General features: G+C 66.4%; 27 protein-coding genes. 16 read left to right on the forward strand and 11 right to left on the reverse strand.

Features of this window, described 5'->3' with window-relative positions; translation table 11 throughout:
• Positions 1-6: 6 nt before the first annotated feature.
• A complete protein-coding gene (locus Sj15T_RS11765; protein WP_013041197.1) occupies positions 7-1,260 on the reverse strand; it encodes a sigma-54 dependent transcriptional regulator in 1,254 nt (417 codons plus the stop codon).
• 337 nt (positions 1,261-1,597) lie between these two features.
• Here Sj15T_RS11765 and Sj15T_RS11770 point away from each other — a divergent pair, with 337 nt between their 5' ends.
• The 3 genes from Sj15T_RS11770 (at position 1,598) to mdoH (ending at position 6,253) form a co-directional block, all read left to right on the forward strand.
• Entirely contained in the window at positions 1,598-2,431 is an 834-nt protein-coding gene (locus Sj15T_RS11770; RefSeq protein WP_013041198.1) for a flagellin, read from the forward strand.
• A gap of 378 nt (positions 2,432-2,809) precedes the next feature.
• The gene (locus tag Sj15T_RS11775; protein ID WP_041386609.1) at positions 2,810-4,294 is read left to right on the forward strand and encodes a glucan biosynthesis protein; all 1,485 of its coding nucleotides are present in this window, start codon (positions 2,810-2,812) and stop codon (positions 4,292-4,294) included.
• A 66-nt stretch (positions 4,295-4,360) separates the two neighbouring features.
• On the forward strand, positions 4,361-6,253 hold the full coding sequence (gene mdoH, locus Sj15T_RS11780; protein ID WP_013041200.1) for a glucans biosynthesis glucosyltransferase MdoH: 1,893 nt from the start codon (positions 4,361-4,363) through the stop codon (positions 6,251-6,253).
• Positions 6,254-6,367: 114 nt separating this feature from the next.
• Here mdoH and Sj15T_RS11785 read toward each other — a convergent pair whose 3' ends face one another.
• From Sj15T_RS11785 to Sj15T_RS11820, 8 genes are all read right to left on the reverse strand, one after another.
• Positions 6,368-7,105: a FliA/WhiG family RNA polymerase sigma factor gene (locus Sj15T_RS11785; RefSeq protein WP_013041201.1), complete on the reverse strand. Its 738-nt coding sequence runs from the start codon at positions 7,103-7,105 to the stop codon at positions 6,368-6,370.
• A gap of 12 nt (positions 7,106-7,117) precedes the next feature.
• On the reverse strand, positions 7,118-9,238 hold the full coding sequence (flhA, locus tag Sj15T_RS11790; RefSeq protein ID WP_013041202.1) for a flagellar biosynthesis protein FlhA: 2,121 nt from the start codon (positions 9,236-9,238) through the stop codon (positions 7,118-7,120).
• A gap of 9 nt (positions 9,239-9,247) precedes the next feature.
• Entirely contained in the window at positions 9,248-10,069 is an 822-nt protein-coding gene (locus Sj15T_RS11795) for a flagellar protein FlgJ (protein WP_041386611.1), read from the reverse strand.
• Positions 10,070-10,318: 249 nt separating this feature from the next.
• Positions 10,319-10,627, reverse strand: a complete 309-nt coding sequence (locus Sj15T_RS11800) for a hypothetical protein (RefSeq protein WP_013041204.1) — start codon at positions 10,625-10,627, stop codon at positions 10,319-10,321.
• A gap of 4 nt (positions 10,628-10,631) precedes the next feature.
• Complete coding sequence (gene flgM / locus Sj15T_RS11805; protein WP_013041205.1) at positions 10,632-10,913, reverse strand: flagellar biosynthesis anti-sigma factor FlgM; 282 nt, start codon at positions 10,911-10,913, stop codon at positions 10,632-10,634.
• 46 nt (positions 10,914-10,959) lie between these two features.
• A complete protein-coding gene (locus Sj15T_RS11810) occupies positions 10,960-11,508 on the reverse strand; it encodes a flagella basal body P-ring formation protein FlgA (RefSeq protein ID WP_013041206.1) in 549 nt (182 codons plus the stop codon).
• A 107-nt stretch (positions 11,509-11,615) separates the two neighbouring features.
• Positions 11,616-12,098, reverse strand: a complete 483-nt coding sequence (locus Sj15T_RS11815) for a flagellar motor protein MotB (RefSeq protein WP_007682597.1) — start codon at positions 12,096-12,098, stop codon at positions 11,616-11,618.
• Positions 12,095-12,763, reverse strand: coding sequence for a MotA/TolQ/ExbB proton channel family protein (locus Sj15T_RS11820; protein WP_037510151.1), 669 nt, complete (start codon positions 12,761-12,763; stop codon positions 12,095-12,097). The genes Sj15T_RS11815 and Sj15T_RS11820 overlap by 4 nt, the downstream gene beginning before the upstream one ends.
• A gap of 263 nt (positions 12,764-13,026) precedes the next feature.
• Between Sj15T_RS11820 and flgB the strand changes: the two genes are divergently transcribed.
• From flgB to Sj15T_RS11885, 13 genes are all read left to right on the forward strand, one after another.
• Entirely contained in the window at positions 13,027-13,395 is a 369-nt protein-coding gene (gene flgB, locus Sj15T_RS11825) for a flagellar basal body rod protein FlgB (RefSeq protein WP_013041208.1), read from the forward strand.
• 2 nt (positions 13,396-13,397) lie between these two features.
• On the forward strand, positions 13,398-13,808 hold the full coding sequence (flgC, locus tag Sj15T_RS11830; RefSeq protein WP_025161007.1) for a flagellar basal body rod protein FlgC: 411 nt from the start codon (positions 13,398-13,400) through the stop codon (positions 13,806-13,808).
• A complete protein-coding gene (locus tag Sj15T_RS11835) occupies positions 13,805-14,461 on the forward strand; it encodes a flagellar hook capping FlgD N-terminal domain-containing protein (RefSeq protein WP_013041210.1) in 657 nt (218 codons plus the stop codon). Before flgC ends, Sj15T_RS11835 begins: the two co-directional genes overlap by 4 nt.
• Before the next feature lie 30 nt (positions 14,462-14,491).
• Positions 14,492-15,334, forward strand: coding sequence for a flagellar hook-basal body complex protein (locus Sj15T_RS11840; RefSeq protein ID WP_013041211.1), 843 nt, complete (start codon positions 14,492-14,494; stop codon positions 15,332-15,334).
• A 117-nt stretch (positions 15,335-15,451) separates the two neighbouring features.
• Positions 15,452-16,192: a flagellar basal body rod protein FlgF gene (locus Sj15T_RS11845; RefSeq protein ID WP_013041212.1), complete on the forward strand. Its 741-nt coding sequence runs from the start codon at positions 15,452-15,454 to the stop codon at positions 16,190-16,192.
• 62 nt (positions 16,193-16,254) lie between these two features.
• On the forward strand, positions 16,255-17,043 hold the full coding sequence (flgG, locus tag Sj15T_RS11850; RefSeq protein WP_007682583.1) for a flagellar basal-body rod protein FlgG: 789 nt from the start codon (positions 16,255-16,257) through the stop codon (positions 17,041-17,043).
• Positions 17,044-17,162: 119 nt separating this feature from the next.
• Entirely contained in the window at positions 17,163-17,822 is a 660-nt protein-coding gene (locus Sj15T_RS11855) for a flagellar basal body L-ring protein FlgH (RefSeq protein ID WP_013041213.1), read from the forward strand.
• Positions 17,823-17,869: 47 nt separating this feature from the next.
• Positions 17,870-18,949: a flagellar basal body P-ring protein FlgI gene (locus Sj15T_RS11860; protein WP_253720717.1), complete on the forward strand. Its 1,080-nt coding sequence runs from the start codon at positions 17,870-17,872 to the stop codon at positions 18,947-18,949.
• Positions 18,949-19,263 (forward strand): rod-binding protein, encoded by a 315-nt coding sequence (locus Sj15T_RS11865; protein ID WP_013041215.1) that lies wholly within the window; start codon positions 18,949-18,951, stop codon positions 19,261-19,263. The genes Sj15T_RS11860 and Sj15T_RS11865 overlap by 1 nt, the downstream gene beginning before the upstream one ends.
• Entirely contained in the window at positions 19,260-20,600 is a 1,341-nt protein-coding gene (gene flgK, locus Sj15T_RS11870) for a flagellar hook-associated protein FlgK (RefSeq protein WP_013041216.1), read from the forward strand. The genes Sj15T_RS11865 and flgK overlap by 4 nt, the downstream gene beginning before the upstream one ends.
• A 17-nt stretch (positions 20,601-20,617) precedes the next feature.
• Positions 20,618-21,463: a flagellin gene (locus Sj15T_RS11875; protein ID WP_013041217.1), complete on the forward strand. Its 846-nt coding sequence runs from the start codon at positions 20,618-20,620 to the stop codon at positions 21,461-21,463.
• A 262-nt stretch (positions 21,464-21,725) separates the two neighbouring features.
• On the forward strand, positions 21,726-22,589 hold the full coding sequence (gene motA, locus Sj15T_RS11880; RefSeq protein WP_007682571.1) for a flagellar motor stator protein MotA: 864 nt from the start codon (positions 21,726-21,728) through the stop codon (positions 22,587-22,589).
• Between the two features lie 3 nt (positions 22,590-22,592).
• A complete protein-coding gene (locus Sj15T_RS11885) occupies positions 22,593-23,648 on the forward strand; it encodes a flagellar motor protein MotB (RefSeq protein ID WP_007682569.1) in 1,056 nt (351 codons plus the stop codon).
• 511 nt (positions 23,649-24,159) lie between these two features.
• On the opposite strand, the gene Sj15T_RS11890 is transcribed toward Sj15T_RS11885, so the two are convergent.
• Complete coding sequence (locus Sj15T_RS11890; RefSeq protein WP_007682566.1) at positions 24,160-25,515, reverse strand: ATP-binding protein; 1,356 nt, start codon at positions 25,513-25,515, stop codon at positions 24,160-24,162.
• Positions 25,512-26,231 (reverse strand): response regulator, encoded by a 720-nt coding sequence (locus Sj15T_RS11895; protein ID WP_007682565.1) that lies wholly within the window; start codon positions 26,229-26,231, stop codon positions 25,512-25,514. Before Sj15T_RS11895 ends, Sj15T_RS11890 begins: the two co-directional genes overlap by 4 nt.
• Positions 26,232-26,287 lie beyond the last annotated feature (56 nt).

Consider the following 26,287-nt stretch of genomic DNA (forward strand, 5'->3'; position numbering starts at 1 on the left):
CCCCCTTTAAGCCGCGATTTCGCGCATCTCGGCGAGCCGATAGCGCAACGTGCGTTCGGAAATGCCCAGCTTGCGGGCGGCGGCGGCGCGGTGGCCGTCCGTCTCGCGCAGCGCGGCGCGGACAGCCTCCAGCTTGCTGTTATGCGCCACGTCGCGCAGGCGGATCGGATCGGCGGGCGCCAGCACCTGCTCCACGATGCGAAGCTGCGGCGCGCCGGTGATGTGCAGGTCGGCAGGCTCGATCCGGTCGCCATCGCGCAGGACCACGGCGCGCTGCAGCACATTGCCCAGTTCGCGGGCATTGCCGGGCCAGACATGGGCGGTCAGCTTTTCCAGCGCCGCGGCGGTCGGCCAGACGAAGGCGTCCTTCGCCGCATCCGACGAGCGCAGCAGCATGGCGGCGGCGATGGCGGTCACGTCGCCCGGACGCTCGGCCAGCGGGCGCAGTTCCAGCGGCATGACGTTGAGCCGCCAGTAGAGATCCTCGCGGAAGCGCCCGGCGGCGACTTCGGCGGCAAGGTTGCGGTTGCAGGCGGCAATGATGCGGACATTGACGGGAACGGGGTGAGTCGCGCCCACCGGCAGCACTTCGCCTTCCTGGAGAGCGCGCAGCAGCTTCGCCTGGAGCGCCAGCGGCAGTTCGGCGATTTCGTCCAGGAACAGGGTGCCGCCGTCCGCTGCCAGGAACAGCCCTTCCGACGCCTGGGCCGCGCCGGTGAAGCTGCCCTTCTTGTGGCCGAAGAGCATGGCTTCCATCATGGTTTCGGGCAGGGCGGCGCAGTTGACGGCGATGAAGTCGCGGGTCACGCGGCCCGATTGGGCATGGAGGAAGCGCGCCATGCCTTCCTTGCCGGTGCCGGTGTCGCCCTGGATCAGCACGGTGGCGTCGCTGCGGGCGACGCGCCCGGCCAGCGTCATCAGGCGGGTGCTGGCATTGTCGCCCACCGCCGGAACCGCCGCCGGGCGGGCCAGTTCCGCGATCAGCGCGAAGGCGAAGCCCATATCCTCCAGGCCGAACGCCACGCGGGCGGGCAGGCCGTTCGCGGCGGGCACCAGGGATGGCGCGCCGTCGACCAGGTTGATCAATATGTCGCGATGGGTCGCGTGACCGATTTCGGTGGCCAGCAGGACGCGCCTGTCATCCCGCTCGCGCGGGCTTTGCGCGTCCACGATCCGGACGGTGAAGAACGCATTTTCCAGCCAGTGCCGCAGGCCCGGAACGAGCGCGCAGACTCCTCGGCTCACGTCCAGAGATGACATGAACTTGTCCCCATGTTTTGGCCGGCTTGTGCCCCCGCACGCCCCTGACCCCTTCGATGGTTAAGGACTGCCCCAATGTGGTTATCATATGGTTAATGCGGCAAAGTCATTGCCGCATAACGGCAATTTTTTTCCGGACTGCCGGAACTTTTCGCCGGCATATATATGCGGCGGTGCCCGCCAAAGGCCGCGAACGCCCGGTTTCCGGGCCTTTTCAATAAAATAGCAGAAAAAATCGCAATGGCCCTAAAAGCTTTTTTCCCGGCGCCGTTATCCCCTTTCGAGGCCGCAAGCAGCCTGATGGCAGCGACCTGATAGTGAACGGAAAGGGATTATCATGACTGTTATCGGAACCAACTCCTCGGCGCTGCGCGCCACCAATGCTTCGGCCATGGCCAACAAGGCCCTGGGCACCGCGATGGAACGCCTCTCGACCGGCAAGCGCATCAACAGCGCGAAGGACGACGCCGCCGGCCTCGCCATCGCGTCGACCATGACCTCGCAGATTCGCGGCATGACCCAGGGCATCCGCAACGCCAATGACGGCATCTCGCTCGCCCAGACGGCGGAAGGCGCGCTCGGCGAAGTCGGCAACATGCTGCAGCGCATGCGTGAACTGACCGTTCAGGGCCTGAACGGCACCAACGACGTGAAGTCGCAGGGCAACATCAAGAATGAAATCGACCAGCTCGCCAAGCAGATCGACTCGGTCCTGAGCAAGACCGAATTCAACGGCAAGATGCTGTTCTCCGCCGCAGCCCCGGCCACGATCGACATCCAGGCCGGCGCCGGCGGCACCGACACCGTCTCCATCGCCCTGGGTCAGCTCGACCTGTCCGCTGTCGCCACCGCGACCGGCGGCACGCTGAGCGGCACCGTGGCCGCTCCTGCATTCGCAGCGGCTGACCTCGCCGTCTATGACACGGCGCTGGAAACGGTGGCGACGAAGCGCGCAGACCTGGGCGCCGCGCAGAACCGCCTCGAATCGACGGTCAACAACCTGACGGCCAACGTCACCAACCTGACCGACGCCCGCAGCCGCATCGAGGACGCCGATTTCTCGGCCGAAACGACCGCGCTCGCCAAGCAGCAGATCCTGAGCCAGGCTTCGACCGCGATGCTGGCGCAGGCCAACCAGAGCCAGCAGGGCGTGCTGAAGCTGATCAGCTAAGGCTGACACCGGATTGACCGGCTGGGGTCTTGGTCACCCCGGCCGGTCATGTCGCCCCCGGCGCAATTTACAGTCCCCACCGCGCCGGGGGCAGAAACTTCGATGAAACGACCAGCTTAACGAAGCCTCCGTCCCCCCGGGCGGAGGCTTCATCGCATTTGCCGATCGGCCAGTTTCCCGTTAGGCTGTATCGACATTCAGATGATGGCGAGCCGAAAATGGTGATTTTTCGTGACCCGGCGCGCAGCGTACTAAAGTACGTGAGCACCGGAAGCGCGGGAAATCGCCATTTGCAGGCCGTCAGCGCTGAATGCCGATACAGCCTAGTGCGGGATCGAAACACTTGCATCGGCGGTTGTCACACCCATGATAAGCGCCATGACCAAGATAGATCGCCGCGCCATGATCGCCGCCTCCGGCGCGGCCCTGCTGCTTCCCCGTTCGGCACTGGCGCAGAGACGGGGCGAGGCCTTCTCCTGGATCATGGTGATCGGCCGGGCGCAGCGGCTGACCCGCGCGCCCTTTGCCGTGACGCCCTTTTTCCCCGGCGCGGACAAGATCGGCTATGACGCCTTCAACCAGGCGCGCTTCCGCGACGAGCGCACCATCTGGAACGACAAGGGCGACGACACCGGCATCCGCCTGTTCCCGCTGAGCAGCACGGTGCAGCAGCCGGTCGAGATCGCGCTGGTCGAAAATGGCCGGTCCACGCCGCTGCGCTACGATCCCGCCATGTTCGACGCCCCGCCCGGCAATGCGGTGCGCAATCTTGGCCCCGGTGCAGGCTTTGCCGGCTTTCGCATCATGAATCAGGCGCGGGACGGCGACTGGCTGTCCTTCCTGGGCGCGACCTATTTCCGCGCCCCCGCCGAAAAGCAGTTCGGCCTGTCCGCCCGCGCCGTCGCGATCAACACCAGCATCGCGGGCAAGGAGGAATTTCCCCGCTTCACCCATTTCTGGCTGGAGCGGACCGGGCGCAGCAGCGTCACCGTCTATGCGCTGATGGACAGCGCGTCGCTGACCGGCGCCTTCCGCTTCGTCAACAGCCTGACGCCGCAAGGGGTGCGGCAGGATGTCGACGCCGTGCTGTTCGCCCGCAGGGCCATTACCGAACTGGGGCTGATGCCGATGACCAGCATGTTCTGGTACGATCAGGCCGACCGCGCCAAACGGACCGACTGGCGGCCGGAAATCCACGATTCCGACATGCTCTCCATCGCCAGCGCCGACGGCACCGCCCATTGCCGCCCGCTGGTGAACCCCTCCGCCCCCCGCGTGGACGTCTTTGCCGAGCGCAATCCCAGGGGCTTCGGCCTGCTCCAGCGCGACCGGAATTTCGACCATTATCAGGATGACGGCGTCTTCTACGAACGGCGGCCCTCGCTCTGGGCCACCAGCCGCAAGCCGATGGGCGCTGGGCAGGTGCGGCTCTACGCCTTTCCGACCGACAGCGAATATACCGATAATGTCGCGGCCTATTGGACGCCCGCCGCGCCGGTCCGCGCAGGCAGCCGGATAGAGGCGAGCTACCGGCTGGACTGGTCGGCGGCGCGCACCCCCGCCTCCACCGGCCTCGCCACGATCGAGAATATCTGGACCGGGCAATCGGGCGAGGCCGGGGTGGAACGGTTCCTGGCCGACTTCGCCGGGGTTCCGGCAGGCGCGAATCCCGACATATGGGTCGATCTGGCGGGCGGAACGCTGGTCAAGAAGGCGGGCTATCCGGTGCTGCACCAGAAGGACATGTTCCGGATGGTCCTGGATATCCGTCGGCAGCCGGGCAGGCCGACCGATATCCGCGCCCAACTTCGCGCTGGCAATCGCCCGTTCAGCGAATATGTGCATTACCCGCTGGGCGCCTGAGGTCGGGCAAAGGGAACCAGCCGGTTACAGGTCGGTTCTGGTAACGAAACCAAAAACGGGTCAAGCATGAAAGCGACAGGCGGCGTGCATAGCGACAAGGCGAACGGGTCGTCCCCAGGCCGGGCGTTCGAGCATCTGCCGCCGGAAAGGCCACTGGCCATGCCCGCGCAGGATTTCGCGGCCACCCCCCGCGACCTGCCCCATCGCCCCTTCAACATCGACCTCTGGGCGCGGCGCACGCTGGTCGTGCTGCTGGCCCTGCTGCCCGCCTCCATGGCCGCGCACGAAATGCGGCGCTCCATCGGCCTGGACGGCATTTCGGCATGGGAAGGGGTTTATCTGGCCCTGTTCATCCCGCTCTTCGCCTGGATCGCCTTCGGCTTCGCAACCAGCCTGATCGGCTTCCTGCTGCTGACCATGGGCAGGGGGCAAAGCGCGCGCCCCTATCGCGCCCGCTCCACGCCCCCGCTGCGCGGGCGCACCGCCGTGCTGCTGCCCGTCTGCAACGAGGATTTCCGGGGCGTGCTGGGCCGCCTGTCGATCATGGAGCGCTCGCTGGCGCAGGTGATGGGCGGCGAGCGGTTCGAATTCTTCATCCTGAGCGACTCGAACGCGGAAAATGGCGAGATCGAACGCACCGCCTATCTGAAGATGCGCCGGGGCTTTTCCCGCCCCGTCCATTATCGCCGCCGCGCCCTGAATGTCGGCCGCAAGCCCGGCAATATCGCCGAATGGGTCGAACGCTTCGGCGGCGCCTACGACTATATGATCGTGCTGGACGCCGACAGCGTCATGAGCGGCCAGACCATGGCCCGCCTGGCATCGGATATGGAGCGGCACCCCCATGTCGGCCTGATCCAGACCGTGCCGTCCATCGTCGGCGCCTCCACCTTCTTCGCCCGCTGGCAGCAATTCGCCAGCCGCCTCTTCGGGCCGATCTCCGCCGCCGGGATGATCTGGTGGGCGGGGTCGGAGGGCATGTTCTGGGGCCATAACGCCATCCTGCGCACCCGCGCCTTCGCGCAAAGCTGCGGCCTACCCGAACTGCCGGGCCGCGCGCCCTTCGGCGGCCATATCATGAGCCACGACATGGTCGAGGCCGCGCTGCTGCGCCGTCGCGGCTGGGACGTGCACATCGTCATGGCCGACGACAGTTTCGAAGAATTCCCCCCTTCCCTGCCCGATCTAGCCACTCGCGACCGGCGCTGGTGCCAGGGCAATATCCAGCATGTGCCCCTTCTCTCGAAGATCAGGGGCATGCACCCGGTCAGCAAATTCCAGCTCTTCGTCGGAGCGTCCGCCTATTGCACCTCGCCGCTGTGGCTGGCGCTGATGCTGGTGGTGCTGGGCGGCGCGGCGGCGGGCGTCTGGCCGCCCAGCGCGATCCTGCCCGCGGGCGGATTGCTGGCGCTGACCGCGGTGCTGCTGTTCGGGCCGAAGCTGCTGGCGCTGCTCTGGGCGCTGGCCGATCCGGCGCGGCGCATCGGTTTCGGCGGCGGCGTCCGGATGGTGCGCGGCGTGATCGCGGACATCGCGCTGTCGATCCTGATGGCGCCGATCAGCATGCTGACCCAGACCATCAACCTGTTCGGCATAATGATGGGCCGCAAGAGCAGTTGGAACGGCCAGACCCGCGACCGCGACGGCATGGCGATACTGCCCGCGATCTGGCTGTTCAAATGGCATATCTTGCTGGGCGCGGGGCTGACCCTGCTCGCGATCAGGTCCGGCACCTCGCTCGGCTGGATCGCGCCGGTGGCGGCGGGGCTGGTGCTGGCGCCCTTCTTCGCGGCCTTCACGGCGCGCAAGGATCTGGGAAGCCATGTCGCGAAAAGCGGCCTGTTCCAGGTGGCGGAACCATGGTGGCGGACGCAGAACTACCAGAAGACCCGCTATCGGCAGTTGCAGTTGGACAATGCGCCGATCAGGGACTTTTCCAACGCCGCGAACGATAGTTAGTATATCGCTCCGTGTTCCTGCGAAGGCAGGAACCCAGTTCCGCCTCCAGTTCATTACGCCGCCGTTCGGACTGGGCTCCTGCCTTCGCAGGAGCACGTCGCGCGCTAAATGAATTCAATCCCAATCCCGCAATTTCTCGCGCAGCTTGTCGAGCGCCGCCTTCTTGATCTGGCAGACCCGCGCCGCGCCGATGTCCAGCGTCGCGCCGATTTCCTCCAGATTGAGTTCCTCGACGAAATAAAGCTGAAGCACCAGCGCCTCGCGCTGCGGCAATTCCCCGATATATTGGGCAAGCGCACCCTTGAGCGACTCCCGCTCCATGATGTCGTCGGCCCGGTCCTCGACATCGGCGAACCACATGGACTGGTCTGAATAGACCTCGTCCATGCTGGTGTGCTGCACCATCTCGCAACCGTCGGCCACTTCGCGATAGGCGGCCGCGTCCAGCCCCATCTCCGCGGACATCTCCGCCTCCAGCGGCGCCCGGCCCAGCCTCTGTTCCAGCCGGTTGCGGATGGCCGCCAACTGCTTGCGCTGCGACATGGCGGAGCGGGTCATCGTCGCATGGCGGCGCAGATGGTCGATCATCGCCCCCCGCACGCGCATCTGCGCATAGGAGGCAAAGCCCAGCCCCCGATCCTCGAACCCGTTGGCGGCCTCGACCAGCGCGACCATGCCGATCTGGAGCAGATCCTCTATCTCGATGGCGCTCGATACCCGGCCATGGACATGCCAGGCGATCTTGCGCACCAGCGGCATATATTGGCGCGCCAGCCGTTCGGGCGAACTGGCATGGGCGGACCGGCCATAGGTGTTGGCATCGGAACCGGCGACGACCCTATTCATGAACATCGGTCAGGCTCCTCAAGCAACCCGTTCGCGCGCAGGCAGCGGATCGTGGCGCGGCGCGGGCCGCTGCTCGCCGCCGACCACGGCGACGACCTCCACGCCCTTGCCGTCGGGAATTTCCAGGAAGGACAGCACGGGCGTCTCCGGCAGATGCGGCTTGAACAGGCGGGCCATGGCGCGCCGCGCCACCGGCGACGTGACGATGGCGAAATTGCGCGCCTGCCCCAGCAACGGGCGGGCCGCCGTGATAACCGCCTCGATAATGCGGTTGGCAAGGGCGGGTTCGATCGGGTGCCGGGCATCGCCCGCGACCCGCATGGCCTGCGCCAGCAAGGCTTCCAGGTCGCCGTCCAGCGTGATCACCGGCAGCGGCATCTTGACCGGCACCAGCCCCTGGATGATCAGCGAACCGATCCGCTGGCGCACCGCCTCGACCAGTTGGTCCAGCGTCATGTCGGGCCGCGCCGCGTCGACCATCGCCTCGCAGATGCGGCGGAAATCCTTGAGCGGAATCCCCTCCGCCAGCAGGGCGCGGCACAGCGCCGAAATCTGAGTCAGGTTCAACAGGCCCGGCGTCAGCCCGTCGACCAGTTGCGGCGCGACGTCCTTGAGGTTGTCGAGCAGCTTGCGCGCTTCATCCAGGCCGAACATCTCGCTGGCGTTCATCGCGATCAACTGGTTGAGATGCGTCGCCACCACCGTCGGCGGATCGACCACCGTATAGCCCGCGACCACCGCTTCGCTGCGCTTGGCGGGCGAAATCCACACGGCGTCCAGGCCGAAGGTCGGGTCTTTCGCCTCGCGGCCGGACACTGTGCCCTCCAGGGCGCCGCTGTCCAGCGCCAGCAGGTCGTCGGGGAAGATTTCGTCCTCGCCCACGACCACGCCCGCGATGGTGATGCGATATTGGTTCGGCTCCAGCGCCAGATTGTCCTTCACCCGGACCATCGGCACGACGAAGCCCAGTTCCTTGGACAACTGACGACGGATGCCGGTGATGCGGGCCATCAGGGGCGCGCCCTTGCGCTCGTCCACCAGCGAAATCAGGCCATAGCCGATCTCCAGACCCAGCACCGCGCCGTCCGACACGTCGTTCCATTCGATCAGCGCCGGATTGGGCGGCGGGGCGGCGGGTTCAGGCTCGGCCGCCTTGCGCTGGCTCGACTTGCGCAGGTGCCAGGCGATGCCGCCAGCGACCGCAGCGGCGGGCAGGATGATCATGTGCGGCATGCCGGGCAAAATGCCCAGGAAAGTCAGGATCGCCGCGACCGGCATCCAGGCCTTGCCCGAACCGAACTGGCTGGTGATCTGGTTCGACAGATCGTCCTCGCTGCCGACGCGGGTGACGATGGCCGCCGCCGCGATGGAGAGCAAAAGCGCGGGAATCTGCGCCACCAGCGCGTCGCCAATGGCCAGGATGATATAGGTCTGCGCGGCCTCGCCGATGCTCAGCTTATGGCTGACCACGCCCAATATGATGCCGCCGACGATGTTGATCGCCAGGATCAGGATTCCCGCGACCGCATCGCCCTTCACGAATTTCGACGCGCCGTCCATGGAGCCGTAAAAGTCGGCTTCGGTCGCGACCTCGCGGCGGCGGACCTTGGCTTCTTCAGGGGTCAGCAGGCCGGCGTTCAGATCGGCGTCGATCGCCATCTGCTTGCCGGGCAGGGCGTCCAGGGTGAAGCGCGCCGACACTTCCGACACGCGGCCCGCGCCCTTGGTGATGACGACCAGGTTGATGATCATCAGGATCGCGAAGACGAAGATGCCGACGACATAGTCGCCGCCGATCAGGAAATGACCGAAGGCCTCGATGACATGGCCCGCCGAATCGGTGCCCTCATGCCCGTTCACCAGCACCACGCGGGTCGACGCGACGTTCAGCGCCAGCCGCAGCAGGGTCGCGAACAGAAGCACCGTGGGAAAGCTGGAGAAATCGAGCGGCTTGGCGGCGTTCAGCGCCACCATCAGCACGGCCAGCGAGATCATGATGTTGGTGATGAAGCCGACATCCAGCATGACCGCCGGGACCGGCACCATCATGAACAGCACGACCATCAGCGTCGCGATGGGCAGCACCGCTCCCTTGGCGGCGCTCATCCAGATCTTCGCTTTGACTTGGGCGGGAGTCATATCGGGCCGTTACCTTCCGAGGGTGGCGAGCATGAGATAGGCGAGGCGCGCCGTCTGCGGCTGCGGGCGGATGCTTGTCACATCGGCCGCGCTCGCAAGGCGCTCGGTTTCGATCCGCACATAGTCGGCGGGCTGCACGGCCTTCGCGCCCGCGGGCAGCGAGGCTTCGGCATATTGGATGGCGCCGCCGACCGAATCGAACCCCCTTTGGAGCTTGGCGGCGAAACGGTCGCGGATTTCCGCGAAGCTGCGGGCATTGCCCTGCCGGTCGTAGAAGATGGAGCGGTTGGCGCGCGCGGCGGCCGGGAACATGCCGGCCGCGGCGGCATTGGGCGCCCTGTCGTTCATCGACAGGAACCTGCCGGCCCCGCCGACGCCCAGGAAATGGGCCATGTAGAGGTCGACCGGCTCCGCCTCCCGGCCCAGCCGCTGTTCCAGCGCGACCTTGTTGTCGGCGGCATGTTGGGCGGCCATGACGGATGCGGTTTCGGGATGCTTGCGCAGGTCCAGTATCTGCTGGCGCAGGTCGGGGTCAGCCACATAATAGCGGCCGTTGCTGCCCCTGCTGATCGCGTCGGCGGCCCAGCCCAGCCCATATTCGCTGCCATGCTGGTCGATGACCGCCAGCCAGCTCTGATCGACGAACTGGTACAGGCCGGTCGCGGACGATGTCGTGGCGCGGGCAGTGGGATTGAGGCTGCTCTCGATCTTGGCCTGCCCCAGCAGATAGGCGAAGTCCACGCCCGTCCTGCGGCTGGCCATGGCGATCGCGTTGGTCACGCGGTTGCCCGTCGAAGCGCCTGTTGCTGCGATGTCTGCGAAAGCCGACACTGGTTCGATCAATCCCCGTTGGTACCGGGGGTCATTAGAGCAAGTGACGTGCCAAGATTTGGTTAACGCGCGCTCATAATTTGATTTTTGGGGATGGAGCCTGCTCCGGTCAAATCAAGGCGCGCCCCCGTGCCTGCGAACCCGTGGTCCTGCGAAGGCAGGAGCACCGGGCGTCCAGAAGGAACTAAGGAGTTGATGTGAAAAAAGGCGCCTCCTGGGCGCCTTCGCATATGCCGGAAATGGAATATTTCAGCGCCCGTAAACCAGCGGCGCCGTTTCCGCCCCCTGGGCCGCGAGTATCGCAAGCCGCTGATTCGCGTGGTCCGCCAGCAGGTTGGTGCGGATTCGCGCCGATTCCATCAGCGGCTGGAGCGCCTTCAGCCGGTCCTTCATCGCTTCGTCGGATCGCCACACGCCAATGGCGCGCACGGCGGAGGCGGCTTTGGCGATCCGTTGCGTCGCCGCTTCGATCTCCGCCGCGTCCACGCCGTCCAGCGCCCCGCGCAACTCCTCGAAAGCCGCGCTCAATTCATCCAGCGCTGCAAGGCCAAGCGGCATGGCGTCAGCCGGCCGCCGGCAGGTCGAGCGCGATCATGCGGTCGGCGATGGCCGCCGGATCGACCGGATAATTGCCTGACGCGATGGCGGCCTTGATCGCGGCGACGCGATCCATGTCGACCGGCGCGCCTTCCGCCGCCGTGCGGGCCGCGGGGCTGGCCGAACGAGCCGAGGAAGACGTGCCGCCGACCGAACCGGCCGACGAAGCGCGCACGGTCTTGCCGCCTTCCTTCAGGCGGCTCGCCTCTATGGCGGCGCTGATATTCTGGCCGACAGACTTAATCATGATTCCATTCCTTCACTCGTCCCGCACAGCCTATATACGGACGGGTTCAAAAATTATTAAATCCCGGAACGCGAACAATTCCCATTTCCACGACCTGCGCCAATATCGGCGCGCCTTTCTTGTCTTCGCGCACGCGGATCGTCTGGCCCACCGCGCCGTCTTCGTCCGCGACCATCATGCGCGAAACGCTGAAATTCTCATTGCCCGCCATCAGTTGGACCGGATCGCCCTTCTTCACCACGGCTTCCCTGGCGACGGGACGCGCGGCGGGCGCATAGCGGGCGACCGGCCCGGAAGCCGCCGCCGCGCCCCCCGCGCCCAGAGGCACGCGGATGCGCCAGCCCAGGGCGTCGCATTTGACGATGGCCGCGCCGAAGACCGGCCCATCGACGCTGGGCGTCGTGGGGCAGGCGGCCAGCCGCAACCGCCGGTCCACCGGCGCGACGGGGCCGCCCGGCTCGCCCAGATTGGCGCCGACGGTCAACGCGACCAGACTGTCGATACGGTCCAGATTCTCGAACTTCTGCTGCGCCAGCGCAGGGTCGGACGCTGAAACGGACAGCGCCAGAAGGAGGATCTTGGGCAAATGGTTCACAGCGTCTCTCCGAAAGCGGACAGGATTAACCATGGAGTACGCAATATTCGTGCCATGTGATGGACAAGGGCCGGTGGAGAGCAGTCACGCCGGACTTTCGGGCGGGCCTAACGCCCGGCGGCGATCAGGATCACCTGCCCTTTGCCGCCCTCGCCATCCAACTGGTCCAGCCCGCGCAGCGCCAGCCGGTCGCCCCCAATGCCGTCGGCCTTCAGCGCCCGCGCCACCGCGCCCAGACGCGCCGCCGACAGATCCCAGCCGTCGAAGCGCCGATGCGCGGCGTCCGTGCCCCGGCTGCTGACCTCCAGCCGCTCGCGGCCCAGGGCGAAGCGATCCGCCACGACCTTCAGCCGCTTCCGGCCCTGCTCGGTCAGCACCGCCTCTCCGGGCAGGAACAGTTCGGCAGCGCGGATTTCCATGGGCCGGCCGGCATGGCCGCCAAATTGCTGCCGCACCTGCGCCAGCACGGCGTCGCGCCGCTGGCCGCTGGCCTGAAGCATCACGAAGAAACCCAGCAGCAACAGCAGCAGGTCGGCGAAGCTGAGCGCCCAGCGCCCGCGCCGCGCACTGGCGAGGGTGGAAATATTCATGCCACCTCGCGGATGGAAGCGCGGCGCATCGGCACATTTTCCCGGCGCGCAATGGCGGCCATGCGGTCGGTGACTTCCTTCTGCCAGGCAAGTTCCCGCTCCGACAGGTCGGCAAGCCGCGTCGCCACCGGCGCGGCGATGACATTGGCGATGACCACGCCATAGAAGGTGGTGAGCAACGCCAGCGCCATGGAAGGCCCCAGCGCCGCCGGATCGTCCATCGCGGCGAACATGCCGACCAGCCCGATGATCGTCCCGGCCATGCCCAGCGCGGGCGCCGCGTCGGCGATGGACAGCCAGGCCTTGCAGGCGGCGCCGTGGCGCTGCGCCCGGTCGGCCAGCGATTGCACGGCCCACAGTTCGAACTGCTCGGTCTTCTCGCAATTGGCGAGCTTGCGCGCGGCTTCGGTCAGATAGGGGTTGGCGGTCTTCACCCGGTCGGTGCAGGCAAGGCCGCGCAGTTGCGCGACCTGGTCGATCTTCAGCATCGCCGCCCGCGCAGCATCCCGGTCCTTTGTCGGATCGGCGCGCAGCAGGGGGACAAGGGCGGCAAAGGCCCGCCCCAGCGCGCGCGCTCCATTCTGGAACAGCGCCACCAGCCCGACGCCCGCGACCATGGCCAGCAGGGTCAGCGGGTCGAACAAATGCGCCATGATCCCGATCATCTTCACGTCCCCGCTCACGCCCGACCGGCCGGCGGCAAAGCGCTGCCACCCGCCGGCAAAATTTTGCCGTCCTTGCCGCCGTCACCGCGCAATCGCCCGGATTTCCGCGATTTGCCGCCATGCCGGTGCGTCACCCACGCAAATTGGCACGGCTCTTGCGAATATCAGGCTGGATCACCCGCGGTTCACGCCATCAGGCCTCAGAACGGCGGGGGAGACGGAAGTTTTAGGCCCGGCAGGGCGAAAAAACGGAAAGATGTGCAATGTCGCTGGAAGACGGATTGTTCGGGATACATGGAAAGGCGCTGGCGCTTCGCTCGCAGCGCCTGTCCCTGCTCGCGTCCAACATCGCGAACGCCTCCACGCCCGGCTACAAGGCCCGCGACATCGATTTCGAGTCCGCGCTGAAGGAAGCCACCACCCGGCAGGGCAAGTCCCCCGCCGACGTGTCGCAGGCGGTGGACGACGCCATGGGCTATCGCGTGCCGCTTCAGTCGAGCCTGGACGGCAACACCGTCGAACTCAGCACCGAACAGACCCTGTTCGCGGAAAACGCCGTCAAATATCGCACGACCCTCTCCTTCCTGGAGGGCCGCATCAACACCATCACCCGCGCCCTGAAGGGAGAATGAGCATGAGCGGCCATGGCCCCATGAACGTCTTCGACATCGCCGGCCGCGCCATGAGCGCGCAGCTCGTGCGCCTCAATGCCACCGCCTCCAACATGGCCAATGCCGGAAACGTCACCGGCAGCGCGGCGGAGGCCTATCGCGCGATCAAGCCGGTGTTTCAGTCTGTCACCGACAGCCCCGGCGTCTCGACCGTCAAGGTCCAGAATGTCGTCACCACCAACGCGCAGCCCACCAAGCGCCACGACCCCAACCATCCGCTGGCCGACAAGAATGGCGATGTATGGGAAGCCGCCGTGGATAGCAGCGCGGAACTGGTCGACATGATCGAGACCGCCCGCATGTACCAGAACAACGTGCAGGTGCTGAACACCGCCAAGTCCCTGATGATGGAAACCATAAGGATCGGCAAATGACGACCACGACCGCCACCGACGGCGCGGGCCTGTCCGTCTATAACCCCAATGCCAAGGTCGGCACGGGCAAGTCGGAAATGGGCCAGGCCGATTTCCTGCGCCTGCTGACCGCGCAGATGCAGACGCAGGACCCGTTCGAGCCCGTCGACAACGCGCAGATGGTCGCGCAGATGGCGACCATCACCAACAGCAGCGGCATCGCGGAGATGAACCAGACGCTGAAGAATCTGGCGTCGGAACTGACCGGATCGCGCCTGGGCGACGCGGCAAGCTGGATCGGCAAGTCGATGCTGGTGCAGAGCAACATCGCCGCCCCCGACGCCGCCGGCCAATATATGGGCCAGGTCAGCTTCGCCGACGCCACCAGCGGCGCTTCGGTCGACCTGATCGACGGCAACGGCAATGTCGTCAAGACCATCGACCTTGGCGACCAGCCCAAGGGCGACGTCAATTTCTACTGGGACGGCAAGGACGACGCAGGAAACAGCATCGCCACCGACGCCCTCCGGATCAAGGTCAACGGCGCCAACCCCAGCCGCGTCGCGAGCTGGGCCACCATCGCGGCCGTCCAGTCACCCGCCGACGGCAGTTCGTCGAAACTCATCACCCCGCTCGGCACCTACAAGCCGACCGACGCCATTTCACTCGCTTAATCCCTTTCCTTTCACCCAAGGAGCAACGCCATGTCCTTCTACATCTCGCTTTCGGGCCTCAAGGCCGCCCAGACCGACCTGTCGACCACGGCGAACAATGTCGCCAACGTCAATTCGACTGCCTTCAAGAAGAGCAAGGCCGTGTTCGGCGACATCTTCGCCGCCGCGCCGATGCAGACCACCACGCAGGTCGCGGGCCAGGGCGTCCGCACCCAGGGCATCAGCCAGCAGTTCACCCAGGGCACCATCGAAACCACCGACAAGACGCTGGACCTCGCCATCACCGGCGAAGGCTTCTTCACGGTGAAGCGCAGCGCCGACGACCAGATCGGCTATACCCGCAACGGCGCCTTCTCGGTCGAGGAGGACCGCTATGTCGTCGACACCACCGGCGCCCGGCTCCAGGTCATTCCGCTCGATCCCACGACCGGCGCGCCCACGGTGACCGGCACGCTGACCCCCGCTTCGCTCACGGACCTCAAGATTCCGACCAACTGGCCCGACGGCGGCACCGGCAACCAGCTCACCAGCGTGGGCGTGTCGGAAGAAGGCAAGATCACCGGCGTCTACGCCGATGGGTCCACCGTCTATCTGGGCGCGACCGCCATCGCCGCCTTCAACAGCCAGGAAGGGCTGCGCCAGAGCGGCGACGCCCACTGGACCGCCACCAACGCCAGCGGCGCGCCGATGCTGGGCACCGGCAATAGCGGCCTGTTCGGATCGATCCGCTCCGGCGCGCTGGAACGCTCCAACGTCGACATCACCGAAGAACTGGTGAACCTCATCTCCGCCCAGCGCAACTTCCAGGCAAACTCGAAGGCGATCGAGGCGGCGAACACGCTGTCGACCACCATCGTCAACATGCGGACGTAATAGTTCGCCTCGGTAGGCAACGTGCTCCTGCGAAGGCAGGAGCCCAGTCCCGCCGTCTGAACTGGGTTCCTGCCTACGCAGGAACACACTGCATAAAAGACCTGCGAAGGAACCCCCATGGACCGGCTCGTCAACACGGCACTCACCGCGATGCGCGGCGCGATGGCGCGGCAGGCGGCGATCTCCAACAATCTGGCGAACGTCAACACCACCGGCTTTCGCGCCGAGATCGCCAATGCCGAGACGCGCTGGATCAAGGGCGACAACCTCAACACGCGGGCGCAGGCGTCCGAACAGGTGATCGCCGCCGACATGGCGCAAGGCGCGATCAACGAAACCGGCAATCCGCTGGACGTGGCCATGAACGGCGACGCGATGCTCGCCGTGCAGGCCCCGGACGGCGGCGAGGCCTATACGCGCCGCGGCGACCTGAAGGTCAGCGACAGCGGCCTGCTCACCACCGGCGACGGCCTGGTCGTGCTGGGCGAGGGCGGCCCCATCACCCTGCCGCAGATGGACAGCGTCTCCATCGCGAAGGACGGCAGCATCTGGGGCGTGCCGCAGGGCGGCGACCCCGCCAATCCGCAGCAGGTCGACAAGCTGAAGCTGGTCAACCCGGTCGGCTCCAGCATCGCCAAGGGCACGGACGGCCTGTTCCGCGAAGCGAATGGCGGCGTCCTGCCCGACGATCCCATCGCCACCGTGACCGGCGGATCGCTGGAGGGATCGAACGTCAACGCCACATCGGCGCTGGTCCAGATGATAGAGGCCAGCCGCGCCTGGGAAACCCAGATCAAGATGATCGACACCGCCAAGCAACTGGACGACGGCGGCGCGTCGCTGATGCGCCTCGATTAATGGTTAATCTGGCACGACCCTTGCTTTGATACCCGCATGAGCCTGCCTCACGGAGATAGACGATGACCAACGCCGCCCTTCATGTCGCCCGCACCGGCCTCGACGCGCAGAACACGAAGATGCGCGTGATCGCCAACAACCTGGCGAACGTCAACACCACCGGCTTCAAGCGCGACCGCGCCGATTTCGAGACGCTGGCCTATCAGCAGATCGTGGCGGCGGGCGCGAACAGCGACAGCGAAAACAAGTTCGCCACCGGCCTCAACCTCGGCTCCGGCGTCGCCCTGCAGGGCACCAGCAAGATCAACGCGCAGGGCACGCTGAACCAGACCGGCAACACGCTGGACATGGCGATAGAGGGATCGGGCTATTTCCAGGTGCAGCAGCCCGACGGCTCCATCGCCTATACCCGCGCCGGCAATTTCACGACCACGGCCGAAGGCGTCGTCGTCACCAGCGACGGCCTGCCCCTCATCCCGCAGATCACCGTGCCGGAGGGCGCGACCAGCGTCACCATCGGCAATGACGGCACCGTCTCCGCGACGCTCCAGGGCCAGACCGAACCGACCCAGCTCGGCCAGATCGAACTGGCCAGCTTCATGAATCCGGGCGGACTCACCTCGGTGGGCGGCAACCTGCTCAAGGAAAGCGCCGCCAGCGGCACGCCGCAGGTCGGCGTCGCGGGTCTGGACGGGCGCGGCGTCGTGCGTGCGGGCTATCTCGAAACCTCGAACGTCAACGTGGTCGAGGAACTGGTCGACATGATCGAAACCCAGCGCGCCTATGAGGTCAATTCGAAGATGATCAAGGCGACCGACGAAATGCTCCAATATGCCAACCAGCAGTTGTGAGCGTAACCATGTTCTCGCCACATAATCCGTTCGGGCTGAGCCTGTCGAAGCCCTCCACTGAGCCTGTCGAAGTGGCCTCCCCGTCGGCTCGACGCATCCTGCGACTTCACCCGGAACGAATGATATTCGGACTGGCGCTTGCCGCCCTCGCCGCCTCCCCGGCCATGGCCGGCAAGAAGCGCGATGCCGAGCGGCAATTTTATGCCCCCTCGGTCGTTGCCGCCCCTGCCGCCCCGGCGGCGAACGGTTCGATCTTCCAGGCGTCGATGGGCTATACCCCGCTCACCAGCGGGGCGCGCGCGACCAGCGTGGGCGACATCATCACCATCGTCCTGGTCGAACGGACCCAGGCGACCAAGAGCAACAGCGCCGACACCAGCCGCGACGGCAGCATAGCGCTGACCCCGCCCAGCACCGGCCCGCTGTCCAAGATCTTCTCCGCCAGCGACATCGGCTCCAGCGGCAGCAACGCCTTCACCGGCAAGGGCGCCGCCACCCAGTCCAATGCGCTGAACGGCGAAATCACCGTGACCATCGCGGCGACCTATCCCAACGGCACGATGCTGGTGAAGGGCGAAAAGGCGCTGACGCTCAATCGCGGCGACGAATATATCCAGATCAGCGGCCTCGTCCGCCAGGCCGACATCGGCCCGGACAACCGCATCGCCTCGACCCGCGTGGCCGACGCGAAGATCATCTACACCGGCAAGGGAGAAATCGCCCGCGCCAGCCGCCAGGGCTGGTTGCAGCGCTTCTTCTCCATGATCAGCCCCTTCTGATGGACATGCCCGCCATGACCCGCCTGCTCCGCTTCCTGCTGCCCCTGATGGCCCTCGCGCTCCCCGTTGTGCTTGGCGCCCCGGCCCATGCCGAGCGGATCAAGGATCTCGGCACATTCCAGGGCGTCCGTCCGAACCAGCTTACCGGCTACGGCATCGTGGTCGGCCTTGCGGGCACGGGCGACGACAGCCTGGACTATGCGACGCAGGGCATGAAGGGCGTGGTCTCGCGCTTCGGCCTCACCTTGCCGCAGGGCATCAACCCCGCGCTCAAGAACGCGGCGGCCGTGCTGGTCACCGCCGACCTCCCCGCCTTCGCCAAGCCCGGCCAGCGGCTCGACGTCACCGTCTCCGCCCTCGGCAAGGCCAAGTCGCTGCGCGGCGGCACGCTGATCATGACCCCCCTGCGCGGCGCGGACAATGAAATCTACGGCATGGCGCAGGGCAATCTGGCCGTCGGCGGCCTGGGCGTCTCCGGCGCGGACGGCAGCCAGGTGTCGGTCAACATCCCCTCCGCCGGCCGCATTCCGGGCGGCGCGACGGTGGAGCGCGCCGTCGCCACCGGCTTCGACACCGCCCCCACCCTCACCTTCAACCTCTCCGAAGCCGACCTCACCACGGCCCTGCGCGTGGCGGACGGCATCAACCGCACCTTCGGCGACCGACGCGCCAGGGCGACCGACGCGGTCTCCGTCTCCATCGACGCCGCGCCCGGCGCGACCGACCGCATCATGATGATGGGCATGATCGAGAATATCGAGGTCGCCCCTGCCGACGCGCCCGCCAAGGTGATCGTCAACGCCCGCACCGGCACGGTCGTCATCAACGGCGCGGTGAAGATCCACCCCGCCGCCATCGCGCACGGGAAAATCACCGTCAGCGTCAACGAATCGCCCCGCGTCGTCCAGCCCGCCCCCTTCTCGCGAGGGCAGACCGCGGTCGAACAATCCAGCTCGATTTCAATCGATCAGGAAAAGCGGCCGATGATAAATTTTAAAGGCGGCGCCTCCCTGGCCGATATAGTCAAGGCGGTGAACGCCATCGGCGCCTCCCCCGCGGACATGGTCGCGATCCTCGAAGCGCTCAAGCAGGCAGGTTCGCTCAAGGCTGAACTGGTGGTGTTGTGATGCAAATCGGTGCGACGACAGGAACGGCGGCCCAGCCGGGCAGCGCCCAGAACAAGGCAGGCCTCGAAAAGGCCGCGCAGCAGTTCGAGGCGATCTTCCTGCGCCAGATGATGGGCGCGATGCGCTCGGCCAGCCTGGCCGAGGGCATCAGCGATTCCAGCGCCACCGACCAGTTCCGCGACATGGCCGACGCCCGCACCGCCGACAGCATGGCCAGCCGCGGCACGCTGGGCATCGCGGAGATGCTGATGCGCCAGTTCGGGGCCAGGCCCGGCGCATCCGCGCCCGCCGGCCCGGCGGACAAGGCTGAATGAGCGACCTTTTCATCATCGGCGCCTCAGGCACGAAGGCCTATCGCACCGCCATGGCGGCGGTGTCGGAGAATATCGCCAACGCCAGTACGGAGGGCTATTCGCGCCGGTCGGTGACGACGGTCGAATCCGGTTCGTCCACCGCGACCATGGCCGTCTACATCTCCCGCGCCAATTTCGGCGGCACCGACGTCAAGAGCGTCAACCGCGCCACCGATCCCTATCTGGACGCAACGGTGCGCTACACCAACACGCAGCTTGGCAGCGCGGTGGCGCGGATGCGCTGGCTGACCGATTCGGAAACCGCGCTCAACGACACGGAAACCGGCATCGGCCAACTGATGACCGGCATGTTCCAGAATATGGACAAGCTGGCCGCCAGCCCCAACGACAAGTCCCTGCGCGTGACGACGCTGGACAGCATCGGCCGCGTCGCCCAGGCCTTCAACCAGACGGCGGCCGACCTGGCGCAGGTGTCGAGCGGCATCGCGACGGAGGCGCAGGCGTCGGTGACGACGATCAACCAGGCGCTCTCCGCCCTCGCGGACATCAACAACAGCCTGTTGCGGGCGCAGCCGGGCACGTCGGCCTATGCGCAACTGCTCGACAGCCGGGACGCGGCGCTGGGCACGCTGTCGTCCAACCTCAACATCGACGTCAGCTTCGGCACGCATGACCAGGCGCAGGTGACGCTGAACGGCCAGACGCTGGTGCAGGGCGACGCCGCCACGCCGCTGGCGCTCACCGTCAACGCCGACGGCACGCTGGCCCTGGGGACGAGCGCGGGCGCCGCCCTCGCCGCGCCGACCAGCGGCACGCTGGGCGGGCTGTTCTCGGCCGCGGGCACGGTCTCGCAGCGCCGCGCCAGCCTCGACACGCTGGCGCAGCAGTTCGTCGCCAACTTGAACGCCTGGCATGCGCAGGGCCTGACCGACGGCAGCCCCGGCGCGGCGGGCGCGCCGCTGCTGTCCGGCGCCAGCGCCGCGACGGTCACCGCATTGATCAGCGATCCCAACCAGCTTGCCGTCAAATCGAGCGACGGCACCGCGAACGGCAATCTGCTGACCGTATCCACGGTGCTGCGCGGCAATGGCAGCGTCGAACAGGGCTGGACCGCGCTGATCGCGACCCACGCCAACCTCCTTTCCTCCACCAAGGCGGAACAGACCACCGCGCAGAGCCGCAGCGACCAGGCCGTGGCCGCGCGCGAAGCGGTGAGCGGCGTCGACCTGGACATGGAGGCGGCCGACCTGCTGCGCATCCAGCAGGCCTATTCGGGCTGCGCGAAGATCCTTCAGGTCGCGAAGGAAACCGTCGACGCGATCCTGCAGATCATCTGAAGGCAAGGAACCGAACCATGGTAGGCATCACCAACAAGATCCTTCTGGCGGAAATCCGTCGTCAGCAGCAGCTTTCCCAGGGCATAGTCGACGGCCAGACCGCCATTTCGACCGGCAAGACGCTGACCAGGCCGTCGGAAAACGCGCTGGCCTGGGTGCAGGTGTCGGACATCGGCCGGGCGCAGGCGCAGCAGGCGGCCTGGCAGTCCAACGTCAGCACCGGCACGGCGCGGGCGGCCACGGCCGAAGCCAATCTGCAGGAGATGAACACGCTGCTGACCCGCGCGCAGGAATTGCTGACGGCGGCCCGCAACGGAGCGCTGAACGACGCCAGCAAGACCGCCATCGTCGAGGAAATGAAGACCATCCGCACGACCATCGATTCGCTGCTCAACCAGAAGGATTATAACGGCGTCCCGACCTTCGACGACGGGCAGAGCGTGCTGGTTCCGGTCAGCCGCGGCCTCAACCTGGCGGTGGTCGGCACCCGGCAGGAAGTGTCCGAAGGCATCGACGTCGGCGGCACGCCGATGACGCTGGACGCCATATTGGGCCAGAGCATCACCGCCCTGCAAGGCAGCGTGGACGCCGACGTCGTCGCCGCGCTGGACGCCGTCAAGGCGGCGCAGAATCATGTCGTCCTAGAACAGACCAAGCAGGGCGTGCGCAGCAACCGGCTGGACGTGATCGGCACGCGCCTCACCGATATCGACATCGACCTCAAGGAACGGCGGGCCGATCTGGAATCGACCGATCTGACCGAAGTCATCTCCTCGGTTTCGGCCAAGCTGCTCCAGTTGGAGGCGGCGCAATCCGCCTTCGCCCGGATCAACCAGCAGACGCTGTTCGACCTGATCAAATAAGCGAATTCCCAAGCGCTCCGTGTTCCTGCGAAGGCAGGAACCCAGTTCCGACGGCAGGGCTGGGTTCCTGCCTTCGCAGGAACAGGCTGCACTTTGGACGAACTGGCTGAAGGAAAGCGTTTTCCGTCGAGAACATCGCCGCCCTTTTTTCGGCCCGCACCCTAAATCACGGCATCGCCAAGCCGTATTAACCAATCGAGAGCGTCTCTCATGCGATGCTTCGATCAAGACGGCGCCTTCGGGCAGAATTTCGGGGATAATCATGTTCGCAATCATCGGCCTGGTCGTGCTGCTCGCCATGGTGTTCGGCGGCTTCATCTTTACAGGCGGCGACATCGGCCCGGTTCTGCACGCGCTTCCTCATGAAATGATCATCATCGGCGGCGCGGCCGTCGGCGCGCTGATCATCGGCAATTCGGGCAGCGACCTGAAGGCGCTGGGCGGCGGTCTGGGCAAGGTGTTCAAGGGCCCGAAATACAAGAAGCAGGATTTCCTCGACTGCATCTTCCTCGTCTCCAAGCTGATGAAGACGCTGCGCGTCGAAGGCCCGGTGGCGCTGGAGCCGCATATCGAGGATCCGGCAAGCTCCACCATCTTCTCCGAATATCCGCGCCTGATGGGCGACAAGACGCTGATCCACCTGATCAGCGACACGCTGCGGCTGGTTGTCGTCTCCTCCGGCACGCTCGACCCGCATGCGGTCGAGGAGGTGATGGACAATGCGCTCAAGACCCATCATCACGAAGCGCTGCGCCCCGCCGACAACCTCCAGGGGCTGGCGGACGCCTTGCCCGCGCTCGGCATCGTCGCGGCGGTTCTGGGCGTGGTGAAGACCATGGGGTCCATCGACCAGCCCCCGGCGATCCTGGGCGGCATGATCGGTTCGGCGCTGGTCGGCACCTTCCTGGGCGTTCTGCTCGCCTATGGCATGGTCAACCCCTTCGCCAATCGCTGCCGCGCGGTGATCGAGGCGGACGGGTCGATGTACCATGTCGTCAAGCAGATCATCGTCGCCTCCCTGCACGGCCATCCGCAGCCGCTGGTGATAGAGGCGGCGCGCTCCAGCCTGACCCATGCGAACCAGCCGGCCTTCGCCGAAGTGTTCGACGGCATGCGGGGCAAATAAGCCATGGCCGAGAAGAAGCGCGGCGCGAACGAGCCTGAACCCCGGCCGATCATCGTCAAGAAGATCGTGGTGGAGGGTCATGGCGGCCATCATGGCGGTGCGTGGAAGGTCGCCTATGCCGACTTCGTGACGGCGATGATGGCCTTCTTCCTGCTGATGTGGCTGCTGGGCGCGACCACGGAAAAGCAGCGCAAGGGCCTGGCCGACTATTTCACGCCGACCCTGGTGCAGCTCAAGGAAGGCTCGGCCGGGTCGAACGGCATGTTCGGCGGCGACAGCATGACGGCGAAGGAAAATTATCCGACCACCGGCGGCCAGGGCAATCTCGCCATCACCATCCCCCGCGACGCATCGGGCACCAAGGACCAGGGCGGCAAGGCCACCAAGGCCGCCGATCGGGCCAAGTTCGAATCGATCAGGAAGGAACTGGAGGCGCGCATGGCCCGCCGCCAGGGCATCCGCAAGCTGCTGAAGAATATCCGCTTCACCGAAACGCACGAAGGGCTGCGCATCGACCTGATCGACGAGGCGGACTTCGCGATGTTCGCCATGGGCACCGACCGGCTGCTGCCGCAGGCGCGGGAACTGGTGAACGAGGTCGCGGCGACGATCCGGACCATGCCCAATCCGCTGATCGTGCGCGGTCATACCGACGGCCTGCCCTATAGCGCCGGCCAGACGATGAACAACTGGATGCTCTCCTCCGCCCGCGCCGAAGCCACGCGCAAGGCGCTGGCCGCGAGCGGCATCGGCAACGACCGCTTCGCCCGGATCGAGGGCGTGGCCGACCGCGAACCCTTCGCGAAGGGCGACGTCTACGACCCGCGCAACCGGCGCATGTCGATCATCCTGGGGTGGAGCCACGGCGCGAATGGCGGCGATGCGGACGAACAAGCCGACGCCGAAACCAGGGCCGCGATCAGGGAACGCGACAATCCGATGACCATGGCGCGGACCGAAGCCCGCAAGCTCGACATGGGCGGCACCAGCCTCCCCGCAGGCGCGCAGTTGATCAACCCGACGGCGCCGGGCACGTCGAACAAGCCCGGCAAGCACTGAGCCGGACCGCTGTCTGGCTTCCCGTCATCCCCCCTCCCGCAGGCGGGAGGGGGCCAGGGGGTGGGCTGGCGCGACCTCCGCGTTACTTTGCAACGACCAGAGCATTTTCAAGTTGACCGTTCACGCTCAACGGCTCGGAAAATGCGACATCAAAGGACAAGAGCGTTTTCGCTCATTGTGAAAACGCTCTAAGTTAGAAGCTCGCTACGCTCGCGCCCACCCCTGGCCCCTCCCGCCTGCGGGAGGGGTATATCTGGATTGGCGAATTTCAGCCCCTCCTCCTCGACCTTGCCCAGAGGCCGCCGCAGAAAAGCCCATGTGGCCCAAGGGCAACAGGCTCCTGATAAAATGTCCTATTTTCCAACATCAGCCAATCCGGCCTGTCCTACCGCCCGCCGCCCGGCCTATCCCCCACCCCTCTTTGAAACGTCCGACACATTGCGCCCAACGCCTACGCGCGCCCAGGCACGCGCGCGCATACACTGTGAACTTCGGCGGAAAAGCGCCGTTTTCAGGCGGGCAGGACCAGGCTCGCCTCCAACCCGCCCTGCGCCCGATTGGCGAGTTTCAGCGCGCCGCCATGTTCGATCATGATGGCCCGCACCAGCGCCAGCCCCAGGCCCGCCCCGCCGGTATCCCGATTGCGAGAGCCCTCCAGCCGGGTGAAGGGCTCCATCATCTCCTCCATCCGCTCCTCGGATATGCCCGGCCCGTCATCCGCCACGATCAGCCGGATGGCGCCGTCCGCCCTTTCGACCGAGACATGCGCCCGCTCGCCATAGACGATGGCATTTTCGATCAGGTTGCGCAGCGCCCGCCTGATCTGCTGGGGCCGGACATCGGCCACCACGCGCTCGCTGTCGGCCAGGTCGACCGGGGAACCGAGTTCCAGAAAATCCTCGACCACGGCATCGGCCAGCGCCGACAGGTCGACCTTCTGCCGGGCTTCGCTGCTGCGCCCTGCGCGGGCCAGCGAGAGAATATCCTCCAGCATCCGGTTCATCTCGTCGATCGTCTCGGACATGCGGGCGCGCTCGCCCTCGTCCTCCACCGATTCGGCGCGCACCCGCAGCGAGGCCAGCGGCGTGCGCAAATCATGGCCGATGGCGCCCAGCATCCGGTCCTTCTCGTTCAGCATCGCGAAGATGCGGCTGCGCATCGCGTTGAAGGCCATGGTGAGCTGCCGCACGTCGCCGGGACCGCGCTCCTCCACCGCATCGGCCGATCCGGTGCGGGCAAACTGCTCCGCCGAGCGGGTCAACTGCTTCAACGGCCGCGCCAGCCTGCGCCCGACCCAAAGCAGCGGCAGCAGCACGATGGCGTAGAGGATCAGCGTCTGCCCCACCAGCCAGCCGCCGAAGCGCGGCGGCCGGCCCCCGATGCGCGTCTGCGTCAGCGCCCATTTGCCCGGCTGATATTCGACCGCCATCGCAAGGCGCGTCATGCGCATGGGGGCGTGCCTGTCCCCGTCCGCGCGCAGGCGGAAATTGTCCCAGCGCCGCATGGGCAGCGGCCGGTTCTGTTCGACCGCATGGATGGAGCGGACCGAAAGGCCGACATCGTCGAACATCGCCCGGGCGCGGCGCTCGACATCCGGCCGGGCTTGCCCCGGCAAGGACGGGGCGGCGTCCAGGAAGCGCACCCGGCCCCGCCGGTCCGCCTCATCGCCGCCGCGCCGGTCCGGCCGGTTGTCGAGCGCGTCGACGATACGGTAGACGCCCGGCGCCGTCTGCGCCGTCAGTTCGATCCGTTGCCGTTCGCGCAGCAGCAGGGCGAAATTGATCGCCTGCGCCACGAACAGCGCCAGCGCGACCAGGATGATGATCTGGCCGACGACGCCCTGCGGCCAAAGGCGCAGCCGCCTCACAGCTTGCGCACGTCCGCCGACAGGGTGTAGCCGCCGCCCCAGACCGTCTTGATCAGCGTCGGGTTCTTGGGGTCCGGCTCTATCTTCTTGCGCAGGCGGCTGATCTGGTTGTCGATCGCCCGGTCGAAGGCGTTGGCCTCCCGCCCCTGGGTGATGTCCAGCAACTGGTCGCGGCTCAGCACCTGATTGGGCCGGGTGGCGAAGGCCAGCATCAGATTATATTCCGCCGTGGAAAGCGGCAGCGCCACGCCTTCGCCGTCGACCAGCGTGCGCTCCTGCGTCTTGAGCAGCCAGCCCGCAAAGGCATAGGTGGCGCCGTCGGGAGCCGTGACGCGCTGGCCGCCGGTCGCGACGCGGCGGAAGATCACCTTGATCCGGGCGACCAGTTCGCGGGGGGAAAATGGCTTCAGCACATAATCGTCCGCGCCCATCTCCAGCCCGACGATGCGGTCGGTCTCTTCCGATTTCGCGGTGAGCAGGATCACCGGAATCTCGCTGGTTTCGCGGATATGGCGGCAGAGCGACAGCCCGTCCTCCCCCGGCATCATGATGTCGAGGATCACCAGATCGATGGCATTGGCGTTGAGGCGCACCCGCGCTTCCGCCGCATTTTCGACGGCCGTGACGCGAAAGCCGTTGCGGCCGAGATATTGCGCCAGCGGCTCGCGTATCGAGCGCTCGTCGTCGACGAGCAGCAGATGGGGTCGTTCGCTCATGGTCCGCTTCTTGTCATGGCTTGGGACGGGTTGGAAGGGCGAGGGCCTGCGAATCG

Source organism: Sphingobium sp. TA15, assembly GCF_037101235.1.
Lineage (GTDB): Bacteria > Pseudomonadota > Alphaproteobacteria > Sphingomonadales > Sphingomonadaceae > Sphingobium > Sphingobium indicum.

Bases quoted from the DNA above. Each gene is read 5' to 3' on its own strand.
- Sj15T_RS11765 (WP_013041197.1), bottom strand. From the start codon at position 1,260: ATGTCATCTCTGGACGTGAGCCGAGGAGTCTGCGCGCTCGTTCCGGGC.
- Sj15T_RS11770 (WP_013041198.1), top strand. From the start codon at position 1,598: ATGACTGTTATCGGAACCAACTCCTCGGCGCTGCGCGCCACCAATGCT.
- Sj15T_RS11775 (WP_041386609.1), top strand. From the start codon at position 2,810: ATGACCAAGATAGATCGCCGCGCCATGATCGCCGCCTCCGGCGCGGCC.
- mdoH (WP_013041200.1), top strand. From the start codon at position 4,361: ATGAAAGCGACAGGCGGCGTGCATAGCGACAAGGCGAACGGGTCGTCC.
- Sj15T_RS11785 (WP_013041201.1), bottom strand. From the start codon at position 7,105: ATGTTCATGAATAGGGTCGTCGCCGGTTCCGATGCCAACACCTATGGC.
- flhA (WP_013041202.1), bottom strand. From the start codon at position 9,238: ATGACTCCCGCCCAAGTCAAAGCGAAGATCTGGATGAGCGCCGCCAAG.
- Sj15T_RS11800 (WP_013041204.1), bottom strand. From the start codon at position 10,627: ATGCCGCTTGGCCTTGCAGCGCTGGATGAATTGAGCGCGGCTTTCGAG.
- flgM (WP_013041205.1), bottom strand. From the start codon at position 10,913: ATGATTAAGTCTGTCGGCCAGAATATCAGCGCCGCCATAGAGGCGAGC.
- Sj15T_RS11815 (WP_007682597.1), bottom strand. From the start codon at position 12,098: ATGAATATTTCCACCCTCGCCAGTGCGCGGCGCGGGCGCTGGGCGCTC.
- Sj15T_RS11820 (WP_037510151.1), bottom strand. From the start codon at position 12,763: ATGATCGGGATCATGGCGCATTTGTTCGACCCGCTGACCCTGCTGGCC.
- flgB (WP_013041208.1), top strand. From the start codon at position 13,027: ATGTCGCTGGAAGACGGATTGTTCGGGATACATGGAAAGGCGCTGGCG.
- flgC (WP_025161007.1), top strand. From the start codon at position 13,398: ATGAGCGGCCATGGCCCCATGAACGTCTTCGACATCGCCGGCCGCGCC.
- Sj15T_RS11835 (WP_013041210.1), top strand. From the start codon at position 13,805: ATGACGACCACGACCGCCACCGACGGCGCGGGCCTGTCCGTCTATAAC.
- Sj15T_RS11840 (WP_013041211.1), top strand. From the start codon at position 14,492: ATGTCCTTCTACATCTCGCTTTCGGGCCTCAAGGCCGCCCAGACCGAC.
- Sj15T_RS11845 (WP_013041212.1), top strand. From the start codon at position 15,452: ATGGACCGGCTCGTCAACACGGCACTCACCGCGATGCGCGGCGCGATG.
- flgG (WP_007682583.1), top strand. From the start codon at position 16,255: ATGACCAACGCCGCCCTTCATGTCGCCCGCACCGGCCTCGACGCGCAG.
- Sj15T_RS11855 (WP_013041213.1), top strand. From the start codon at position 17,163: ATGATATTCGGACTGGCGCTTGCCGCCCTCGCCGCCTCCCCGGCCATG.
- Sj15T_RS11860 (WP_253720717.1), top strand. From the start codon at position 17,870: ATGGCCCTCGCGCTCCCCGTTGTGCTTGGCGCCCCGGCCCATGCCGAG.
- Sj15T_RS11865 (WP_013041215.1), top strand. From the start codon at position 18,949: ATGCAAATCGGTGCGACGACAGGAACGGCGGCCCAGCCGGGCAGCGCC.
- flgK (WP_013041216.1), top strand. From the start codon at position 19,260: ATGAGCGACCTTTTCATCATCGGCGCCTCAGGCACGAAGGCCTATCGC.
- Sj15T_RS11875 (WP_013041217.1), top strand. From the start codon at position 20,618: ATGGTAGGCATCACCAACAAGATCCTTCTGGCGGAAATCCGTCGTCAG.
- motA (WP_007682571.1), top strand. From the start codon at position 21,726: ATGTTCGCAATCATCGGCCTGGTCGTGCTGCTCGCCATGGTGTTCGGC.
- Sj15T_RS11885 (WP_007682569.1), top strand. From the start codon at position 22,593: ATGGCCGAGAAGAAGCGCGGCGCGAACGAGCCTGAACCCCGGCCGATC.
- Sj15T_RS11895 (WP_007682565.1), bottom strand. From the start codon at position 26,231: ATGAGCGAACGACCCCATCTGCTGCTCGTCGACGACGAGCGCTCGATA.